Source organism: Nonomuraea sp. NPDC052116, assembly GCF_040680035.1.
Lineage (GTDB): Bacteria > Actinomycetota > Actinomycetes > Streptosporangiales > Streptosporangiaceae > Nonomuraea > Nonomuraea angiospora_A.
Map to the genome: position 1 here is coordinate 83,903 of NZ_JBFAWA010000037.1, position 15,136 is coordinate 99,038.

15 protein-coding genes, 2 tRNA genes and 1 pseudogene are annotated in these 15,136 nt (G+C 66.5%); 13 read left to right on the forward strand and 5 right to left on the reverse strand.

What is annotated here, in order from left to right; translation table 11 throughout:
- Positions 1-46 precede the first annotated feature (46 nt).
- Positions 47-119 (reverse strand) — tRNA-Glu (locus AB0L65_RS48820).
- Complete coding sequence (locus tag AB0L65_RS48825) at positions 120-1,637, reverse strand: metallophosphoesterase (protein WP_364261221.1); 1,518 nt, start codon at positions 1,635-1,637, stop codon at positions 120-122.
- An 84-nt stretch (positions 1,638-1,721) separates the two neighbouring features.
- On the opposite strand from AB0L65_RS48825, the gene AB0L65_RS48830 reads away from it, so the two are divergent.
- Both AB0L65_RS48830 and AB0L65_RS48835 read left to right on the forward strand, forming a co-directional pair.
- Complete coding sequence (locus AB0L65_RS48830; protein ID WP_364261373.1) at positions 1,722-2,063, forward strand: metallopeptidase family protein; 342 nt, start codon at positions 1,722-1,724, stop codon at positions 2,061-2,063.
- 110 nt (positions 2,064-2,173) lie between these two features.
- Positions 2,174-3,454, forward strand: a complete 1,281-nt coding sequence (locus AB0L65_RS48835; protein WP_364261224.1) for an MFS transporter — start codon at positions 2,174-2,176, stop codon at positions 3,452-3,454.
- Here AB0L65_RS48835 and AB0L65_RS48840 read toward each other — a convergent pair whose 3' ends face one another.
- Entirely contained in the window at positions 3,455-3,739 is a 285-nt protein-coding gene (locus tag AB0L65_RS48840; RefSeq protein ID WP_364261227.1) for a PspC domain-containing protein, read from the reverse strand.
- A 91-nt stretch (positions 3,740-3,830) separates the two neighbouring features.
- On the opposite strand from AB0L65_RS48840, the gene AB0L65_RS48845 reads away from it, so the two are divergent.
- From AB0L65_RS48845 to AB0L65_RS48895, 11 genes are all read left to right on the forward strand, one after another.
- Entirely contained in the window at positions 3,831-4,985 is a 1,155-nt protein-coding gene (locus tag AB0L65_RS48845; protein WP_364261230.1) for an acyl-CoA dehydrogenase family protein, read from the forward strand.
- A gap of 49 nt (positions 4,986-5,034) precedes the next feature.
- Positions 5,035-5,110 (forward strand) — tRNA-Lys (locus AB0L65_RS48850).
- A gap of 322 nt (positions 5,111-5,432) precedes the next feature.
- A complete protein-coding gene (locus tag AB0L65_RS48855; RefSeq protein ID WP_364261233.1) occupies positions 5,433-6,470 on the forward strand; it encodes a hypothetical protein in 1,038 nt (345 codons plus the stop codon).
- 444 nt (positions 6,471-6,914) lie between these two features.
- A complete protein-coding gene (locus AB0L65_RS48860) occupies positions 6,915-7,610 on the forward strand; it encodes an integrase core domain-containing protein (protein ID WP_364261376.1) in 696 nt (231 codons plus the stop codon).
- 218 nt (positions 7,611-7,828) lie between these two features.
- The gene (locus AB0L65_RS48865; RefSeq protein WP_364261236.1) at positions 7,829-8,494 is read left to right on the forward strand and encodes a hypothetical protein; all 666 of its coding nucleotides are present in this window, start codon (positions 7,829-7,831) and stop codon (positions 8,492-8,494) included.
- Between the two features lie 411 nt (positions 8,495-8,905).
- On the forward strand, positions 8,906-9,244 hold the full coding sequence (locus AB0L65_RS48870; RefSeq protein WP_364261239.1) for a hypothetical protein: 339 nt from the start codon (positions 8,906-8,908) through the stop codon (positions 9,242-9,244).
- Positions 9,245-9,305: 61 nt separating this feature from the next.
- On the forward strand, positions 9,306-10,616 hold the full coding sequence (locus tag AB0L65_RS48875) for a DEAD/DEAH box helicase family protein (protein ID WP_364261242.1): 1,311 nt from the start codon (positions 9,306-9,308) through the stop codon (positions 10,614-10,616).
- Positions 10,617-10,731: 115 nt separating this feature from the next.
- Complete coding sequence (locus AB0L65_RS48880; RefSeq protein ID WP_364261245.1) at positions 10,732-10,977, forward strand: hypothetical protein; 246 nt, start codon at positions 10,732-10,734, stop codon at positions 10,975-10,977.
- A 144-nt stretch (positions 10,978-11,121) separates the two neighbouring features.
- Complete coding sequence (locus AB0L65_RS48885) at positions 11,122-11,361, forward strand: type II toxin-antitoxin system VapC family toxin (RefSeq protein WP_364261248.1); 240 nt, start codon at positions 11,122-11,124, stop codon at positions 11,359-11,361.
- A gap of 66 nt (positions 11,362-11,427) precedes the next feature.
- Entirely contained in the window at positions 11,428-11,742 is a 315-nt protein-coding gene (locus AB0L65_RS48890; protein WP_364261251.1) for a calcium-binding protein, read from the forward strand.
- A 4-nt stretch (positions 11,743-11,746) separates the two neighbouring features.
- Positions 11,747-12,913, forward strand: coding sequence for a hypothetical protein (locus AB0L65_RS48895; protein WP_364261254.1), 1,167 nt, complete (start codon positions 11,747-11,749; stop codon positions 12,911-12,913).
- Positions 12,914-13,464: 551 nt separating this feature from the next.
- Here the strand turns inward: AB0L65_RS48895 and AB0L65_RS48900 are convergent.
- Positions 13,465-13,542: pseudogene (locus tag AB0L65_RS48900) on the reverse strand (ferredoxin); the annotation flags it as partial.
- Entirely contained in the window at positions 13,539-14,762 is a 1,224-nt protein-coding gene (locus AB0L65_RS48905) for a cytochrome P450 (protein WP_364261257.1), read from the reverse strand. The pseudogene AB0L65_RS48900 and the gene AB0L65_RS48905, both read right to left, overlap by 4 nt.
- Positions 14,763-15,136 lie beyond the last annotated feature (374 nt).

Consider the following 15,136-nt stretch of genomic DNA (forward strand, 5'->3'; position numbering starts at 1 on the left):
CGGTGGTCTTCGACCAGCCGTTTTCCGGTGCGCTAACCGCTCGCAGTGCCCCCAACGGGATTCGAACCCGTGCCGCCGCCTTGAAAGGGCGGTGTCCTAGGCCGCTAGACGATGGGGGCTCAGGATTCCCTGTCGCCTTCCGTCGGAGACCTCTGAAGCATAGGGGACGATTGCCCCTGATGCCAAAGTGGCTTACCGGCGGACGGCGATTGTGTGCCAGAGATCGGTCCCGTTGGCGACGGGGCGTTCGTTGGCTCCGGGGAAATCATACGTTGTGGGTCGGGCTCCACGTGACGCTGGATGTACACCGACTGCTCCCCCAGCCCGCCCAGCGTGATGTCGTCCCATGCCTGCATGCGCTTCGTCTCCCTGTCGAAGTACAGGACAGAGGCCTGGACCGGCGTGGGCTGGGCGTGTTCGAGGGCGCGCAGGCCGGCGCCGCCGGTCGAGCCCTGGACGAGGAGGCGGGTGCCCGAGGGGAGCATGGACGTCTTACGGGCGTGGGTGTGGCCGGCGAGGATCATGGGGGTCGCGCCGGAGAAGCCCTTGCCGACGTCCGGGTCGTGTACGGCGACCACGTCCGGCTGGTTCACCTTGGCGAGGTGGGAGCGGGCGTAGTCCCCGAGCACGGTCGGGTCCGAGTCGGCGGCCACGGACTTGTCCGGGGTGAAGCGGGGGTCGCCCAGGCCGTAGATCTTCAGGCCTGCCACGGTCTCGGTGGTGTCGTCCAGGACGATGGAGTTCTTCTGCTTCTCGACCGCTTTCTGGGTGGTCATCGAGTCGTGGTTGCCGCGTACGTACACGTACGGGACCCCGAGGCGGCCGATCTCGTCCACGAACTTGTTCTCGGCCTTGGTGCCATGGTCGGAAATGTCGCCCGTGTCGATGACCATGTCCACGCTGAACTGGTCCTTGAGGGAGCGGATGACGTTCCAGGCGATGGGGTTGATGTGGATGTCGGAGACGTGCAGGACCCGGATGGTCTTGGGGTTGGCGTCGTACAGCGGCAGGGTGGAGACCGTGTCGTACAGCTTGGAGACGTTCGTGACGAGTTTGGTGAGTTGCGACCGGTACGACTCGAAACGGGAGACGATCGACTCGGCGCTGCCCACGAGCGACGGCGCGGCGGCGACGAGGCCCGAGTAGCGGGGCTCGACGAGAGAGCTGGGGCGGAACGTCACGGCCGCGAGGACCCCCGTGCCCGCCAGCGCCACGGAGGCGGCCAGAAGGCCCATCAGGGCCACTCTGGGGCGCCTGAAGACCATCAGGACCGCGATCAGCGCCCCGGCGCCCGCACAGAGCAGCGAGCGGATCACCAGCGCGCGTACGCCGTCGAGGAGGTCGTCCTCGATGAGCCCCGGCAGGCGGTCGGCCAGGCGCGGGTCCTCTATGAGGGCTTTGGCGCGCTCCTGGTCGATGTTCTCGAGCGTGATGCGCAGCCGCAGCGGCGCGTCGTGCGTGCGGAACGTGAGCGTGCCGAGCGGACTGGCGTCCACGATCGTCTCGCCGCTCCAGGCCGGCCGGAGCGACATGCCGGTCTCCACGGGCCCGATCTGGGCTCGTACGGTGCCGCTGAGGAAGATGCCCAGCCAAGCACCCACCGCGGCCACGAGGAGCACCGCCGCGCCCCTCGCCACCCTGGACTGAATGACTGCCTTTGACCTGTGAACGAACTTCATACGCTTTCTTGCCTACCCGAGGGACGGGGCAGAATGGCAAGTGTGATCGAGGTTACGCGGGAGAAGTTCGAGGAACTCGTGGCCGAGGCATTGGACACGATCCCCCCGGCCCTCACGCGCGCCATGAGCAATGTCGTCGTCACGGTCGTCGATGACCCGCCGGAGCCCCACCTGCTCGGCCTGTACACCGGTGTCCCCCTCACGGAACGCGGCGACTGGTACTCAGGGGTCCTGCCCGACCGCATCGAGATCTACCGCAATCCGATATGCCAGATTTGCGATACGGAGGAAGACGTCGTCGCCGAGGTGCGCATCACGGTCGTCCACGAGGTCGGCCATCACTTCGGCATCGACGACGCTAGACTTCACGAGCTCGGCTGGTAACCCTTTGCTTTTGGTTGACTTCTTTGGGTTGCGGCTTGCCATAATGATCGGGCACCTTAGGTGACGTAGCGAACACTGTAAGTCAGGCACAGCGGAGTCCAATGGGGGCCATGCGGGCAGGTCGTCCGCCGGGACGGCATCGCCGTGCTGAAGGGCACGCCACATATCGGGAAGTCATCGCACTCAGGGAGTTCAGAGCACTCTGGTACGGACAGGGCCTTTCCCTCCTTGGCGACCAGCTCGCCCAGGTGGCACTCGCCGTACTCGTCTATGACCGCACGCAGTCACCGCTGGCCACGGCGGCCGTCTACGCGCTGACGTACCTCCCGTCCATCGTGGGCGGGCCGTTGCTGGCCGGGCTGGCGGACCGGTTCGCGCGCAGGGCCGTGATGCTGACCTGCGACCTGATCCGGGCGGCGCTGGTGGCCGCGATGGCGGTGCCGGGCATGCCGTTCTGGGCGCTGTGCGCGCTGGTGTTCCTGGTGGTGCTGCTCAGCGCGCCGTTCTCGGCCGCGCGGGCGGCGCTGCTGCCCGAGGTGCTCGAAGGCGACCGGTACGTCATCGGCTCGGCGATTCAGAACATGACGAATCAGGCCGTACAGATGCTCGGTTTCGCGGCGGGCGGAGCGGTGATCGCGACCATGGGCCCCTACCGGGCGCTCGCCGTGGACGCGGCGACGTTCCTCGGCTCCGCGCTGATCCTCGTGTCAGGGGTACGGCGCCGGCCCTCCGCGAGCCACGACGCCTCGAAACCGTCCATGTGGACGATGACCGCGGCGGGAGCCCGGCTCGTGTTCGGGTCGCGGAAGCTGCGGACGCTCGTCCTGTTCGCGTGGTTGTGCGGCTTCTACATCCTGCCCGAGGGCATCGCCGTGCCGTACGCGGCCAAGCTGTCCACGGGGACCCTGTTCGCCACGTGGACGCTGCCGGTCCCGGTGATCACTGGGCTGCTGATGGCGGCGATGCCGACCGGGACGGTGCTGGGGGCGTTCCTTTTCAGCAGGTTCGTGCCGCCGCCGCGGCGGCTGCGGCTCATGGGGTGGCTGGCCATGCTGAGCTGCGCGCCCCTGATCGTGACAGCGCTGTATCCGCCGCTGGAGGTGGTGCTCGCCGCGTGGGTGCTGTCGGGGGTCGGCGGGGCGTACCAGCTCGCGGCCAATGCCGCCTTCGTCCAGCAGGTGCCGGCCGAACGTCGCGGCCAAGCGTTCGGCCTCGTGCAGTCGGGGCTGATGTCCGTACAGGGGATCGGGATCTTGGTGGGCGGGTTCGCGGCGGAGAGACTCGGTCCTGAGCCGGTGGTCGCGCTGGCCGGATTCACCGGGCTGATCTGCGCGGCCGTGCTGGCCCTGTTCTGGACCGAGCCTCGCGAACGCGTGCCCGCCACAGCCTGATCACGACTGAGGCTTCTGCTCGCCGCTCCAGTCCGTCCTGCTGCGGTCCTGCTGCTTGTTGATGAGGTCCTGCACGATGGAGGTGTCGCTGTCCTCTTCGGGCATGAGGAGCCAGCCGATCGCGTACACGCCGACGCCCAGCCCGCCGAACAGCGTGGCGATCGCAAGCGCGATGCGCACCAGGTTGGCGTCGATCCCGACGAACTCGCCGATGCCGGAGCAGACGCCCCCGATGATCCTGCCCTTGTGGGTCCGACGCAGCTTCTTGACGTTGTATTCGCTCATGTCTCAAGACTGCCCGTGGGCCCGGTGTTAGCACATCAGGATTCCCCCTGGTAGAACCCTGGTAGCCCCCTATGTGATGAAGGGACCCGCGATGGACGACCTGCTCCGCCTGGACGACCGGCTCGACGCCGACCAGCGGCTGATCCGCGACACGGTCAAGTCGTTCGTCTCCGACCGTGTCCTGCCGCACGTGGGCGACTGGTTCGAGGAGGCGGTCTTCCCGGCGCGCGAGCTCGCGCCCGAGCTCGGCGCCCTCGGGCTGCTGGGGATGCATCTGCAGGGGTACGGCTGCGCCGGGACGGACGCGGTGTCGTACGGGGTGGCGTGCCGCGAGCTCGAGGCCGGGGACTCGGGGCTGCGCTCCTTCGTGTCGGTGCAGGGCTCGCTGGCCATGTTCCCCATCTGGCGGTACGGCTCCGACGAGCAGAAAGAGGAGTGGCTGCCGCGGATGGCGGCCGGTTCGGCCATCGGCTGCTTCGGCCTGACGGAGCCGGATTACGGCTCCGACCCCGCCAATATGCGGACTTATGCCAAGAAAGACGGATCCGACTGGATCCTCAACGGCTCCAAGATGTGGATCACCAACGGCTCCATCGCCGACGTCGCCGTGGTCTGGGCGCAGACCGACGAAGGCATCCGCGGCTTCGTCGTACCGACCTCCACCCCCGGCTTCTCCGCCCCTGAGATCCACAGGAAACTGTCCCTTAGGGCCTCGGTCACCTCGTCCCTCTATTTCGACGACGTACGCCTGCCCGCCTCCGCCGCCCTCCCGGGCGTCACCGGCCTCCGCGGCCCGCTCTCCTGCCTCTCAGAGGCCCGCTTCGGCATCGTCTGGGGCGTCGTGGGCGCCGCCCTCGCCTGCCTGGAGGCCGCGGTGGTCTACGCGAAGACCAGGGTCCAGTTCGACAAGCCGATCGGGGCGTTCCAGCTGACGCAGGAGAAACTCGCCTGGATGTACGTCGGCGCCGCCCAGGCCCAGCTCACCGCCCTCCATCTGGGCATGTTGAAAGACGCCGGCCAGCTGGAGCCCCGGCAGATCAGCTTCGGCAAGCTGGCCAACGTACGCGCCGCCCTGGACATCGCCCGCCAGGCCCGCTCAATCCTGGGCGGGAACGGAATCACCCTGGAGTACCCTGTGATCAGGCACATGAACAACCTGGAGTCTGTGCTGACGTACGAGGGCACCCAAGAGATTCACACGCTGGTGCTGGGGGAGGCGCTGACGGGTCTGGCCGCTTACCGGTGATGTAGGCGTCGCGGGTTGGGCGGTAATCTCTGTACCCTTGCTGTTGCGAGGGGCGTTAGCTCAATTGGCAGAGCTGCGGACTTTTAATCCGTAGGTTCCGGGTTCGAGCCCCGGGCGCCCTACCACTCCACACCCCATTCGACCTGCGCTTTCTCGGTCCTGGGCCATCTTCAGCGAGGCGAACCCGGCCGAGTTCATGCTCGTCACATGCTCTTCGGCACGCGTCCGGCACATCGGCGGGCCGATAGCGAGATCGAAATGAACCGGGTTGCGCTGCCGGGTATCGGGCGCCTGAGGCCGGAGCGTAAAGCCAGACCCGACACCCAGCAGGGGGGCATGGCGGAAGGGTTGGCGGGCGAGACATGCCCGGCTTGACCACAGACCCGTCCAAGCGCTGATAAGGCAGCCTCCGGCTGAACCTGCAGGCGAATGAGTATCCTTCCCAGCATGCCTGATGATCTTTGTGCCTCCTTGGTCCCTGAGGTGCCGGCGCGACTGGTCGCAGAAGTGTCCGTACCACTACGCGGCGCGGTGCGCATGTTGCCGGACGGCTTCCTGGCGGTTCCCTGCGCCAGCGAGGTCATGGTGCTGGACCGTGCGTTGCGGGTCGTTTCCCGCTTCCCTGTCCCGGAGGAACTGGCGCGTCGATATCGGGAGTCGGATGGGGACGTTCGGGTCGATGTGAGCCCTGATCGACGGTGGGTGGTGCTCGCGGGCACCGAGCGCATGATGGTCGTCGACTCGACCGGCAAGGTGGCCTGGCGCACCACATATCCCGCTTTCGGCGATGCCGGCGGCGACGCGGTGCCAGCCTGTGGAGTGTTCAGCTCCGACGGCTCCGAGTTGTGGGCTTTCATACCGGTGCTCGGCCCATCCTCCGACGAGGACTGGGTGGACGACGCCGAGCGCTGGGTGGTCAGGATGTCGGACTGGCAGATCACCGGTAGAGCGGAATCCCGCTATCGGGGGATCACGGACATCATCGCCTCTCCCGATCGGAACCGACTGGGATTTGCCTACTTCGACGGTCACGCAGTCGATGGCATCTGGACCTCCTGGGACGATAACGTCGAAAGTACTCCCGTCCGAGGGCGCTGGTTCCCGCTGGGCGTGTCTCCCGACGGTCGCCACTGGCTCGGCGGCGCCTGGCACGACATCGTCGTGGGCAACTTCGCGGGGAGCGAGATCCGACTGAACGAGGACGGGCAATGGGATCATTGGGAATTCACCCCAGGCGCCTGTTTCCTGAACCCGGAACAAGTGCTCGTCGTCGGACGTCACGACAACGAGAAGAACCGGCATTTGTTGTTTCGCACCGACACCCTGGAACTGATCGGGCGCATCACGTATCCCACTCAAGTCCCGGATGAACAAGACAGCGGATTCGTACGTGGTCACGGCGACGACACCTGGCTTACCATGCACATTCCCGGATACGGACGACCTGACGAGGGACGACTCCGTCGCTGGACCAGCGGACCATAGTGGATTCCACAAGCTTGAAGACCCTGTGGGTGCCGAATATCGTGTCACAGGGTTTGATCTGGGGTTTTGCCGCCTTCGGCGGCTCAGCTCCGGCAGGATCACAGGATGGCTCTGCGGCTGCGGTTGCTGTACTTGATCGTCTTGCGAGCATTCGGCTGGATCGCGCTGCTCGCCCGATCACAGGCGTCCAAAGACGCAGAAATCCTGGTACTGCGACATCAGCCGGCTGTGCTCCACCGCCAGGTCGCCGCTCCTCGGCCATCGTGGGCAGACCGGGCGATCATCTCTGCGCTCGTGCGTGTCCTGCCTCGACGTCGCCGATGTCATCTGTTCGTCACACCGCGCATGCTCCTACGCTGGCCCGCTGACCTGGTGAAGCGACGCTGGACCTACCCCAAGCACGGGCCGGGCCGGCCACCGATCTGACCTACCGTCCGAGCCTTGGTGCTGCGCTTGGCCGCCGAAAATCCGGACTGGGGATATCGGCGTATCGCCGGGCAGATCGCTGGCCTGGGCCGGAAGGTGGCCCCGGCCACCGTGTGGGCGATCTTGAAGAGGGCGGGCTTCGATCCAGCGCCCCGGCGTAGCGGTCCGACCTGGGCTCAGTTCCTCAAAGCCCAGGCGTGCGACTTCTTCAGCGTGGAGACGGTCATTCTTACGCGGCTGTACTGCTTCGCCGTGCTTGAGCACGCTACGCGGCGGGTCCACGTGCTGGGGGGCACGGCGAATCCCACCGCCGACTGGGTCGCCCAGCAAGCCCGCAACCTGATACTCGACCTGGGCGATCGGATCGGTGACTTCCGGTTCCTGATCAGAGACCGGGACAGTAAGTACACCACTGTGTTCGATGAGCTGTTCACGACCGAGGGCATCCGCGTAGCGCTCACTGCGCCACAGGCTCCTCGGATGAACGCGATCATGGAGCGGTGGGTCGGCAGCGTACGCCGCGAGCTACTCGACCGGATCCTCATCATGAACGAACGCCACCTGCGCAAGGTCCTCGCCGAGTACGAGACCTACTTCAATATGCGTCGTCCGCACCAGGCTCTGAAGCAGGCCAGCCCTCTGCGGGCTACCCGATCCGGTCGACGCCGACATCGATGTCTCCCGACGAGACCGGCTCGGCGGCCTCCTTCATGAATACGCCCAGGTCGCATAAGGAGACACGATATTCGGCACCCACACGGTGTTCTCCGACACCCGCCGACCCGCGGCTCCCCTGACGGGTGGGACGACGGCGACGGGAGGATCAGATGGGGGCGGGCGTGCGCAAGTACGCTCCCCTGGCGACGACTGCAAGTCAGGAACCAGCCACACAAAGAGATCGTCTTACTGGTGGGCATCTGAACAGAGGGACGATGGACGACGAACCGATCCGACGCGAGGTGGCCGTCCGCCGCTTCCGCGAAATGCTTGCCATGTTGTTCCTGTGCGCTCTGGTCGCCGCGGGTCTGGGCGTCTGGGGCGCCGCGCCGACCTGGAGCGAGCTGGGATGGGGCCTGGCGCTGCTGGTCAGCACGACGGTGCTGCCTATGCCGCTCTTCTTAGCCGGCGAGGTGGCCGTCAACAGGCGGCGGCCAGTGATCGCGGCGGCGCTCTTGGCGTCCCCCGTCGGCATCGGGGAGCTCCTGCGCCTCGCGGTCGTGTCCTGGGCGTCCGCGCAGGCGGTGGAGGCGGCCTGGATCGGCTTATGGACCATCACGCTGACGTGGGCGCTCGGCGAGCCGATGCTGCTCAACGCGCTCCTGACAGGATCCGCCGAGCCGCGCCAGTTCCGGCAGCCCGCCGGGTGGGACAGCGGGCCCCTGAGCCCCCGGAACGTGTTCGCCACTCTCGCGACGATCTCCAGAGAGGTCGGGCTATGCCTCCTGGTGGCGTGGAGCCCGTGGCTGGTGCTGGCCACGTTCGCGGCGCTGTCGGCCTCGGGTTGGCTGCTGACCAGCGGGACCGGGCGTAAGAGACTTATCGACGCGCTCGGCGGTTACGTCGCACTGGCCGCTGGCGTGGCGCTCTGGCTCATGTGAGCGCGTACGGCTCCGCCGAGCCGTAGTCCGCTCCGGGACCACGATCGCGTGGACGTAACCAGCCTCACGAAGCCCGCGCACTGCTACGGGGCCTCGTAGGGACCGGTGACCTGAGATATAGACGGGGCCAGACAGGCAAGCCAGCTGACCTGCACGGACTACATCATCGGCAGGGGGAATGGCGGTGTGCTGGTTCAGGGCATAGGAAACTCATGTCGCAGGACATAGGAAACTTCAACGCTCCCGGTCAAGGCAGCAGCTCGGTTCCGGTTCGGGAATCTGATCGCGCTGCCATTGCATGGTGGCAGCCGGGAGCAGGGCACAACACTGTTCTGCGACCCGCGAACCTGGCAGCCATATGAGGATCAGTTCGCGTTCCTGTCCGGTGTGCGCCGACTACGCCCGGTCGAGGTGGACGCACTGGTAAAGCAATTCGGCCGGATCGACGCCGGACCGTCGACGACGGGAAGGCTGCCGGCCAAGCCACGCAAGGGCGCGCTGGGTGTCGCTCCTCAACAGGTGCACGCGCGGCTTGGCGCCATGCTGGCGATCTCGACCGACGGCCTGCCCGCACCTCTGATCGCCGCTCTCAAACACCTGGCCGCCTTTCACAACCCTGAGTTCTATCGGCGGCAGTTTCGATGCGGTACTCGACCTTCGCCACCCCGCGATTCGTACGCTGCTTCGACGACAGTGACCCCGACTGGCTACGGCTCCCGCGAGGGCTGGCGGAAGAAGCGGAACACCTGATTGCGGCAGCGGGCGCGCCATAGAGATCGCCACCACGATCTCGGGGCATGACCCGATCACGGTGCGTTTCACCGGCGAGCTGACGAACGTACAGGCCGAAGCGGTCACCGCGATGGCCAAGCACCTCACGGGAGTCCTGGTTGCGCCGCCCGGCGCGGGCAAGACCGTGATGGCCTGTGCACTGATCGCCCGACACCAAGTACCAACTGCGATCATCGTCAACCCCGCCGAACTGCTCGACCAATGGAAGGACCGGCTTACGACGTTCCTCGACCTTGACGGAGCGCAGGTGCGCGCCAAGGGCAAGGGCAGAGACAAGCGGCACGGGGTCGATGTGATCATGCTGCAGTCCGTAGCTCACCGCGACGCCGACCCGTCGCTGCTGGACGAGTACGGCATGGTCATCGTCGACGAATGTCACGCAGTGGGTGCTCCGGCCGCCGAGGCGGCGATCCGTCAGGTGGCCGTGAAACGTTGGATCGGGCTATCGGCGACGCCGTACCGGGCCGACCAGATGGACGCGCTCATCACGATGCAGTGCGGACCGATCCGGCACGAGATCACCGCTGAGGTGTCGTTCGCCCAGCGATTGATCGTTCACGCGACCGACTTCAGCACCGAAGAGATAGGACACGACGGCGCCTCCTTCCAAGCGATCTACGGCGAACTGGCCGCAGACAACACCCGGACCGCCCAGATCGCCGCCGACGTCGCGGACGCGGCAAGCCGGGGTAGAAACAGCCTGCTCTTGACCAATCGAATGGAACACCTTCAATGCCTGGCCACTGCCCTGGCAGACCGGGGCGTGGCCGCTACGCTCCTGCACGGGCAGCTCAGCACCATCGAACGCGATCATGTCCGTGCCCGCCTGACCGATATCAAGGCAGGACCGCTGGCGCTACTGGCCATCGACAAGGTCACAGGTGAGGGCTTCGACCTTCCCCGGCTGGACGCCCTGTTCCTCGCGATGCCGATCTCGTTCAAAGGGAAGGCGATCCAGCACGTTGGCCGGATCATGCGAGAAGCCGCCGCCAAGCACGACGTCGAGGTCCACGACTATCTGGATGCACGAGTCCCACAGTTGGAACGCATGTACGGCAAGCGGCGCCGCACCCTCACCCGCCTCGGCTTCACCACCGCAACATCCGGCTCAGATGAGCGCCCACCGACCTCCGAGGCTCCCCTTCGCCCCTCCCTGCCGAGGAGGCCAGCAGAGATCGCACGGCCAAGCGACCGGCAGCCGACCGCGTCGCAGGTGCGCGCGTGGGCTCGCGAACAAGGATTCCCTGTCGCTGGCCGCGGCAGGCTCCGTCCCGAGATCTGGGAAGCCTGGCATGCCGCCGCTGGCACCACGCCCGAGGAGAACCCCTGACTCGACGAGAACCTTGCGACGCGGACAGATGCTGTTTATCGGCGCGAGTAAGGCTCGGTCACCAGTTACGCTGAAGGTGCGACACAGGCGCCGCGACAGAGGGAGTCGAGCGACGGTGAGCGCGAACCTCGAACACGAGCCCATTCATGACCTTGCCCGCCGGGTCATCCGGTTGGCCGAGGAAACCCAGCACGCCACTCAAGTGCTCGAACGCCGTCTGGATGCGCTTGAACGCCGCACCGGAACCGCCGACAGAGCCGAACGCATCCTGAGCATCGCCGCCGACATGCGAACCCACCTGGGTCAGGACCGGCTCTCCATTGATGACCTGTACGACCCGGACACCGGCCTTCCCGCGTGATCATCGATTCCAGCGCCATCATCGCCGTCATCAACGGTGAGCCCGAGGCCACCCAGTTCGCCCACGTCATCGCCGCCGCTGTGCCGTATCTCGGCCGTCAACTACGTCGAAGCGGCCATTGTGGCGGACAACCGCGGTGGGGCCATGCGCAATGCCTTCGACATGCTCATCGATGAGATGGGCCTCATCATCGAGCCGGTTACACCCAATCAGGCCAGGATCGCGCGCCGGGCGTACCAGACCTACGGCAAGGGCAACAACTCCAAGGCCAAGCTCAACATGGGCGACTGCTTCGCCTACGCTCTCGCCAAAGACCTCGACCAGCCCCTGCTCTTCAAAGGCGAGGACTTCCCGCACACCGACATCACCCCCGCACAGCCCTGACGGTCCGGCATTCCCTCTGCCCAAGCGTGATCACCAGGGTTTCTCGCCGGAGTATCGTGTGCTTCTGTGACTCGCCGCCCCCCTGACGATCATCTGGATGAGCTGATCGAGCAGGCGATCGTGGACGCCTACGACGATGATGAGCAGCTCTCCGGTTTCCATGTGATGATCGGCGACCACCTGGCGGTGCCATTCGAGACGAATGTGCTCGGCCTGCAGGTCACCGTCACCGCGATCGACTTCCTGGTCGGGAGCGGCATCGTGGCGATCTGCCGCCATGGCAAGCACAAGCAGGCGATCGGCATCCTCGACCTGCCGCTGCCCGACCCGCCACCGGCCGGAGCCGAATGGATCGACGCGTTCCGGCGCTGGGCCGGGTGAGAGCGTGAGCGAATACCAGTACTACGAGTTCCTGGCCATCGACCGGCCGCTCAGCGACCGGCAGCAGGCCGAGGTCCGCGCCCTGTCCACCCGGGCCCACATCACCGCCACCAGCTTTACCAACGAGTACCACTGGGGCGACTTCCGCGGGGACCCGTCCCGCATGGTGGAGCGTTACTACGATGCCCACCTGTATCTGGCCAACTGGGGCACTCACCGGGTCATGCTGCGCTTCCCCCGGGCCGTGCTGAACCTCAAGCAGGCCGAACGCTATTGCGTAGGCGACCAGGTCAGCGCCTGGACCAGCGGCGAACACCTCATCCTCGACTTCACCAGCGAGGCAGAAGAGGAGTACTGGGAAGACGACGTCGAACGCTCGCTGTCGGCGATCGTCGGCATCCGCGCCGAGCTGGCCGCCGGCGACCTGCGTCCGCTCTATCTTGCCTGGCTGTCGGCGTTCGGGACATGGGAGCGTGACGAGGACGCCTTCGACTACGAGGCGGAGGACGAACTGGAGCCGCCCGTCCCGTCGGGGCTGGGTTCGCTCAGCGCGCCGCAACGGGCCCTGGCCGACTTCCTGCGCCTGGACCACGACCTGCTCGCGGCCGCCGCCGAGGCCAGCCGGCCGGCGCAACCCGTACAGCACGATCGAAAGGCCCTGGCCGCCTGGATCGGCGCGCTGCCCGCCAAGCGCAAGGACGCGCTGCTGTTGCGGGTAGTCGAGGATGACGCCACGAGGGTTCGCGGGGAACTGCTGCGCGAGTTCAGCGGCGAAACCACCGACCAGCAGGTGGAGACGGGGCGGACAGTCGCCGAACTGCTGGACACCGCCGCCGCCCGCCGCCGCGCCCGCGAGCAACAGAAGTCGGCCCGGCACGCCGAAGAACAAGCCCGCCGGGAACAGGAGCGACGGCAGGCCAGGGAACTCCATCTGAACCGGCTCGCCCAGGACCTCGAAGCGGCATGGGACCGGGTGGAGGCATCCATCGACACCAAGAAGCCCCGCGAATACGACCAAGCCGTCGCACTCCTGCGCGACCTTCACGCCCTGGCCATCCGCGACGAGCATGCCGGCACCTTCGCCCAGCGCCTCACCCACCTCCGGGAACGACACCAGGGCAAGCCCAGCCTCATCAAGCGACTCAACGACGCGGGCCTCACGGCCGAGTGACCGGCGATTTCCAGGCCTGCGAATCAGCGATCGGAGCCACCGAGACTGCGGATGGATCACGCGCGTCCCGGCCAGCCAATGGATGGAGAATGCGCATGGTCAAGGGCTTTTAATCCGTAGGTTCCGGGTTCGAGCCCCGGGCGCCCTACCACCCTATACCCATTCCGACCTGCGCTTTCTCGGTTCTCGATCATCTCTTGTCAGGCGAAGATGGCTGAGTTCATGCTCTTCGGCGCGCGCCCGGCACATCAGCGGCCGAACACCATGGCCGAAATGGGCGCTTTGCTAGGGCCATCGTGTGCCGCCCAGACCTCGCAGGTAAGCGAGACTCCCAAGAAGCCCAAGAGAAGGGCCGGACTGGCGGGCGGGGCGCGCCCGACTTGACCTCAGACTCGTCCAAGCGCTGGCGAAGCCGCCTTCGGCCGAGGTAGGACACCTTCACAGTGACTGCTGTTCTGATCTTCTCTACGGAACAGATCTGCGCATGATCGCTCGTTTAGTCCGGGGCCGGGCGTCGGGTTGAGCAGGACGACGATGCCGTCGTCCTCTCACTGGTCGAACACCTTGGGCGCGGCGATCGCGCACTGCCCGGCGCCGACGCACCTGACCTGGTCGACGACCACTTTCATGGCCGATGTCCCCGTTGCCCGTCCCAGGCAACGGGGAGGCTGTGCACGCCGTAGATGATCATGTCATCGCGCATGGGGATCTCCTCGGGCGGGACGGCCAGGCGCAGCGTGGGGAAGCGGTCGAACAGCGCGGGGATGGCGACCTGCATTTCGACCCGGGCGAGCTGCTGGCCCAGGCACTGGTGGATGCCGTGGCCGAAGGCGACATGTCCGGCGGTCGGCCTGCGCAGGTCGAGCGTGTCGGGGTCGGAGAATCGTTTCGGGTCGCGGTTGGCCGCCGGGACCGAGACTGTCACCGACTGGCCTGCCTTGATGAGTTGGCCGCCGATCTCGACGTCCTCGAGCGCGGCGCGTACCGTGCCGGGGACGACGCTCAGATAGCGGAGCAGTTCCTCGACGGCGTTGGTGATGAGGTCAGGTTCGGCCCGCAGGGCGGCGAGCTGGTCGGGGTGGCTCAGCAGTGCGTACGCGCCGGTGGCGATCATGTTCGCGGTGGTGTCGAATCCCGCGCCCGTCAGGAGGCTGCCGATGATGGCCAGTTCGTCGTCGCTCAGGTCGCTGTCGGAGACCAGACCGCCGAGTACGTCGTCGGTGGGCGCGGCCCGCTTGGTCTGCACCAGATCGCGCATGTAGCCCTGCATCTCGGCCATGGCGACCGCTCGCCCGTCCGGAGTGGTGTCCAGGCGCATCACGACGGACATGGTCCGTACGAAGTCGGTTCGATCTCCTGTCGGCACGCCGAGCAGTTCGCAGATCACCAGGCCGGGGATGGGCCCCGAGTACGCTTCCACCAGGTCTACCGGCGGGCCTAGCCGCTCCATCGCGTCCAGGTGCTCGGCCGCGATCTCCTTGATCCGGCTGGTCCACTGGCGCATCCGGCGGACGGTGAATTGGCCGGTGAGCAGGCGGCGGTAGCGGGTGTGCTCGGGCGGGTCCATCGCGGTGAAGCCGCCGGGCCGTGCCGGCTGGGGCTCCCCGCTGTTCTCCGTCCCGGGCATCGGGTAGTGGAGGAGCTCGTGTCGGTGGCTGAAGCGGTTGTCGGCCAGCACCTCGCGGACCAGGGCGTGGTTGGTCACCAGCCAGCCGTCGTGGCCGTCGGGATAGGTCATCCGGCTCAGTGGACGCTCTTCGCGGAGTTGTGCCAGTCCGGAAGGAGGATCGAAGGGGCGATCCGTGGTGCGTTCTACAGGCAACGTGGGCGCGGGATGTGGCTGGGTCATGTCAGAATCCCTCCGCGTGAACGGCGATCGTTCACGCATCAGGGAAATTACGGATGCGTTTACTGATTCGGCAAGTTGGAAACTTCCTTGTCGCAGGTCAAGCGAGAATTATTGGCGCAGTCACAGTGAGCGCAAATGCAACAATCTCTCAGCATCGTGTCGCAACGAGCTACGCGCCGAAGGCATACCGGCCGCGAGATCGCACGCAACTGCGGCCCGCACGACTACCGTGCGGCACGGGCGCAACAGGCGGCCGCATGGCGCGCCCGCCATCGAGTACGTCGGCGACCGCGGATGCCGGCGGGCGTGACCCCAAGGCGATCCGCCACCACCTGCAACTCGCAGGCCGCCAAGATCCCCTCTTCTCCGACGAC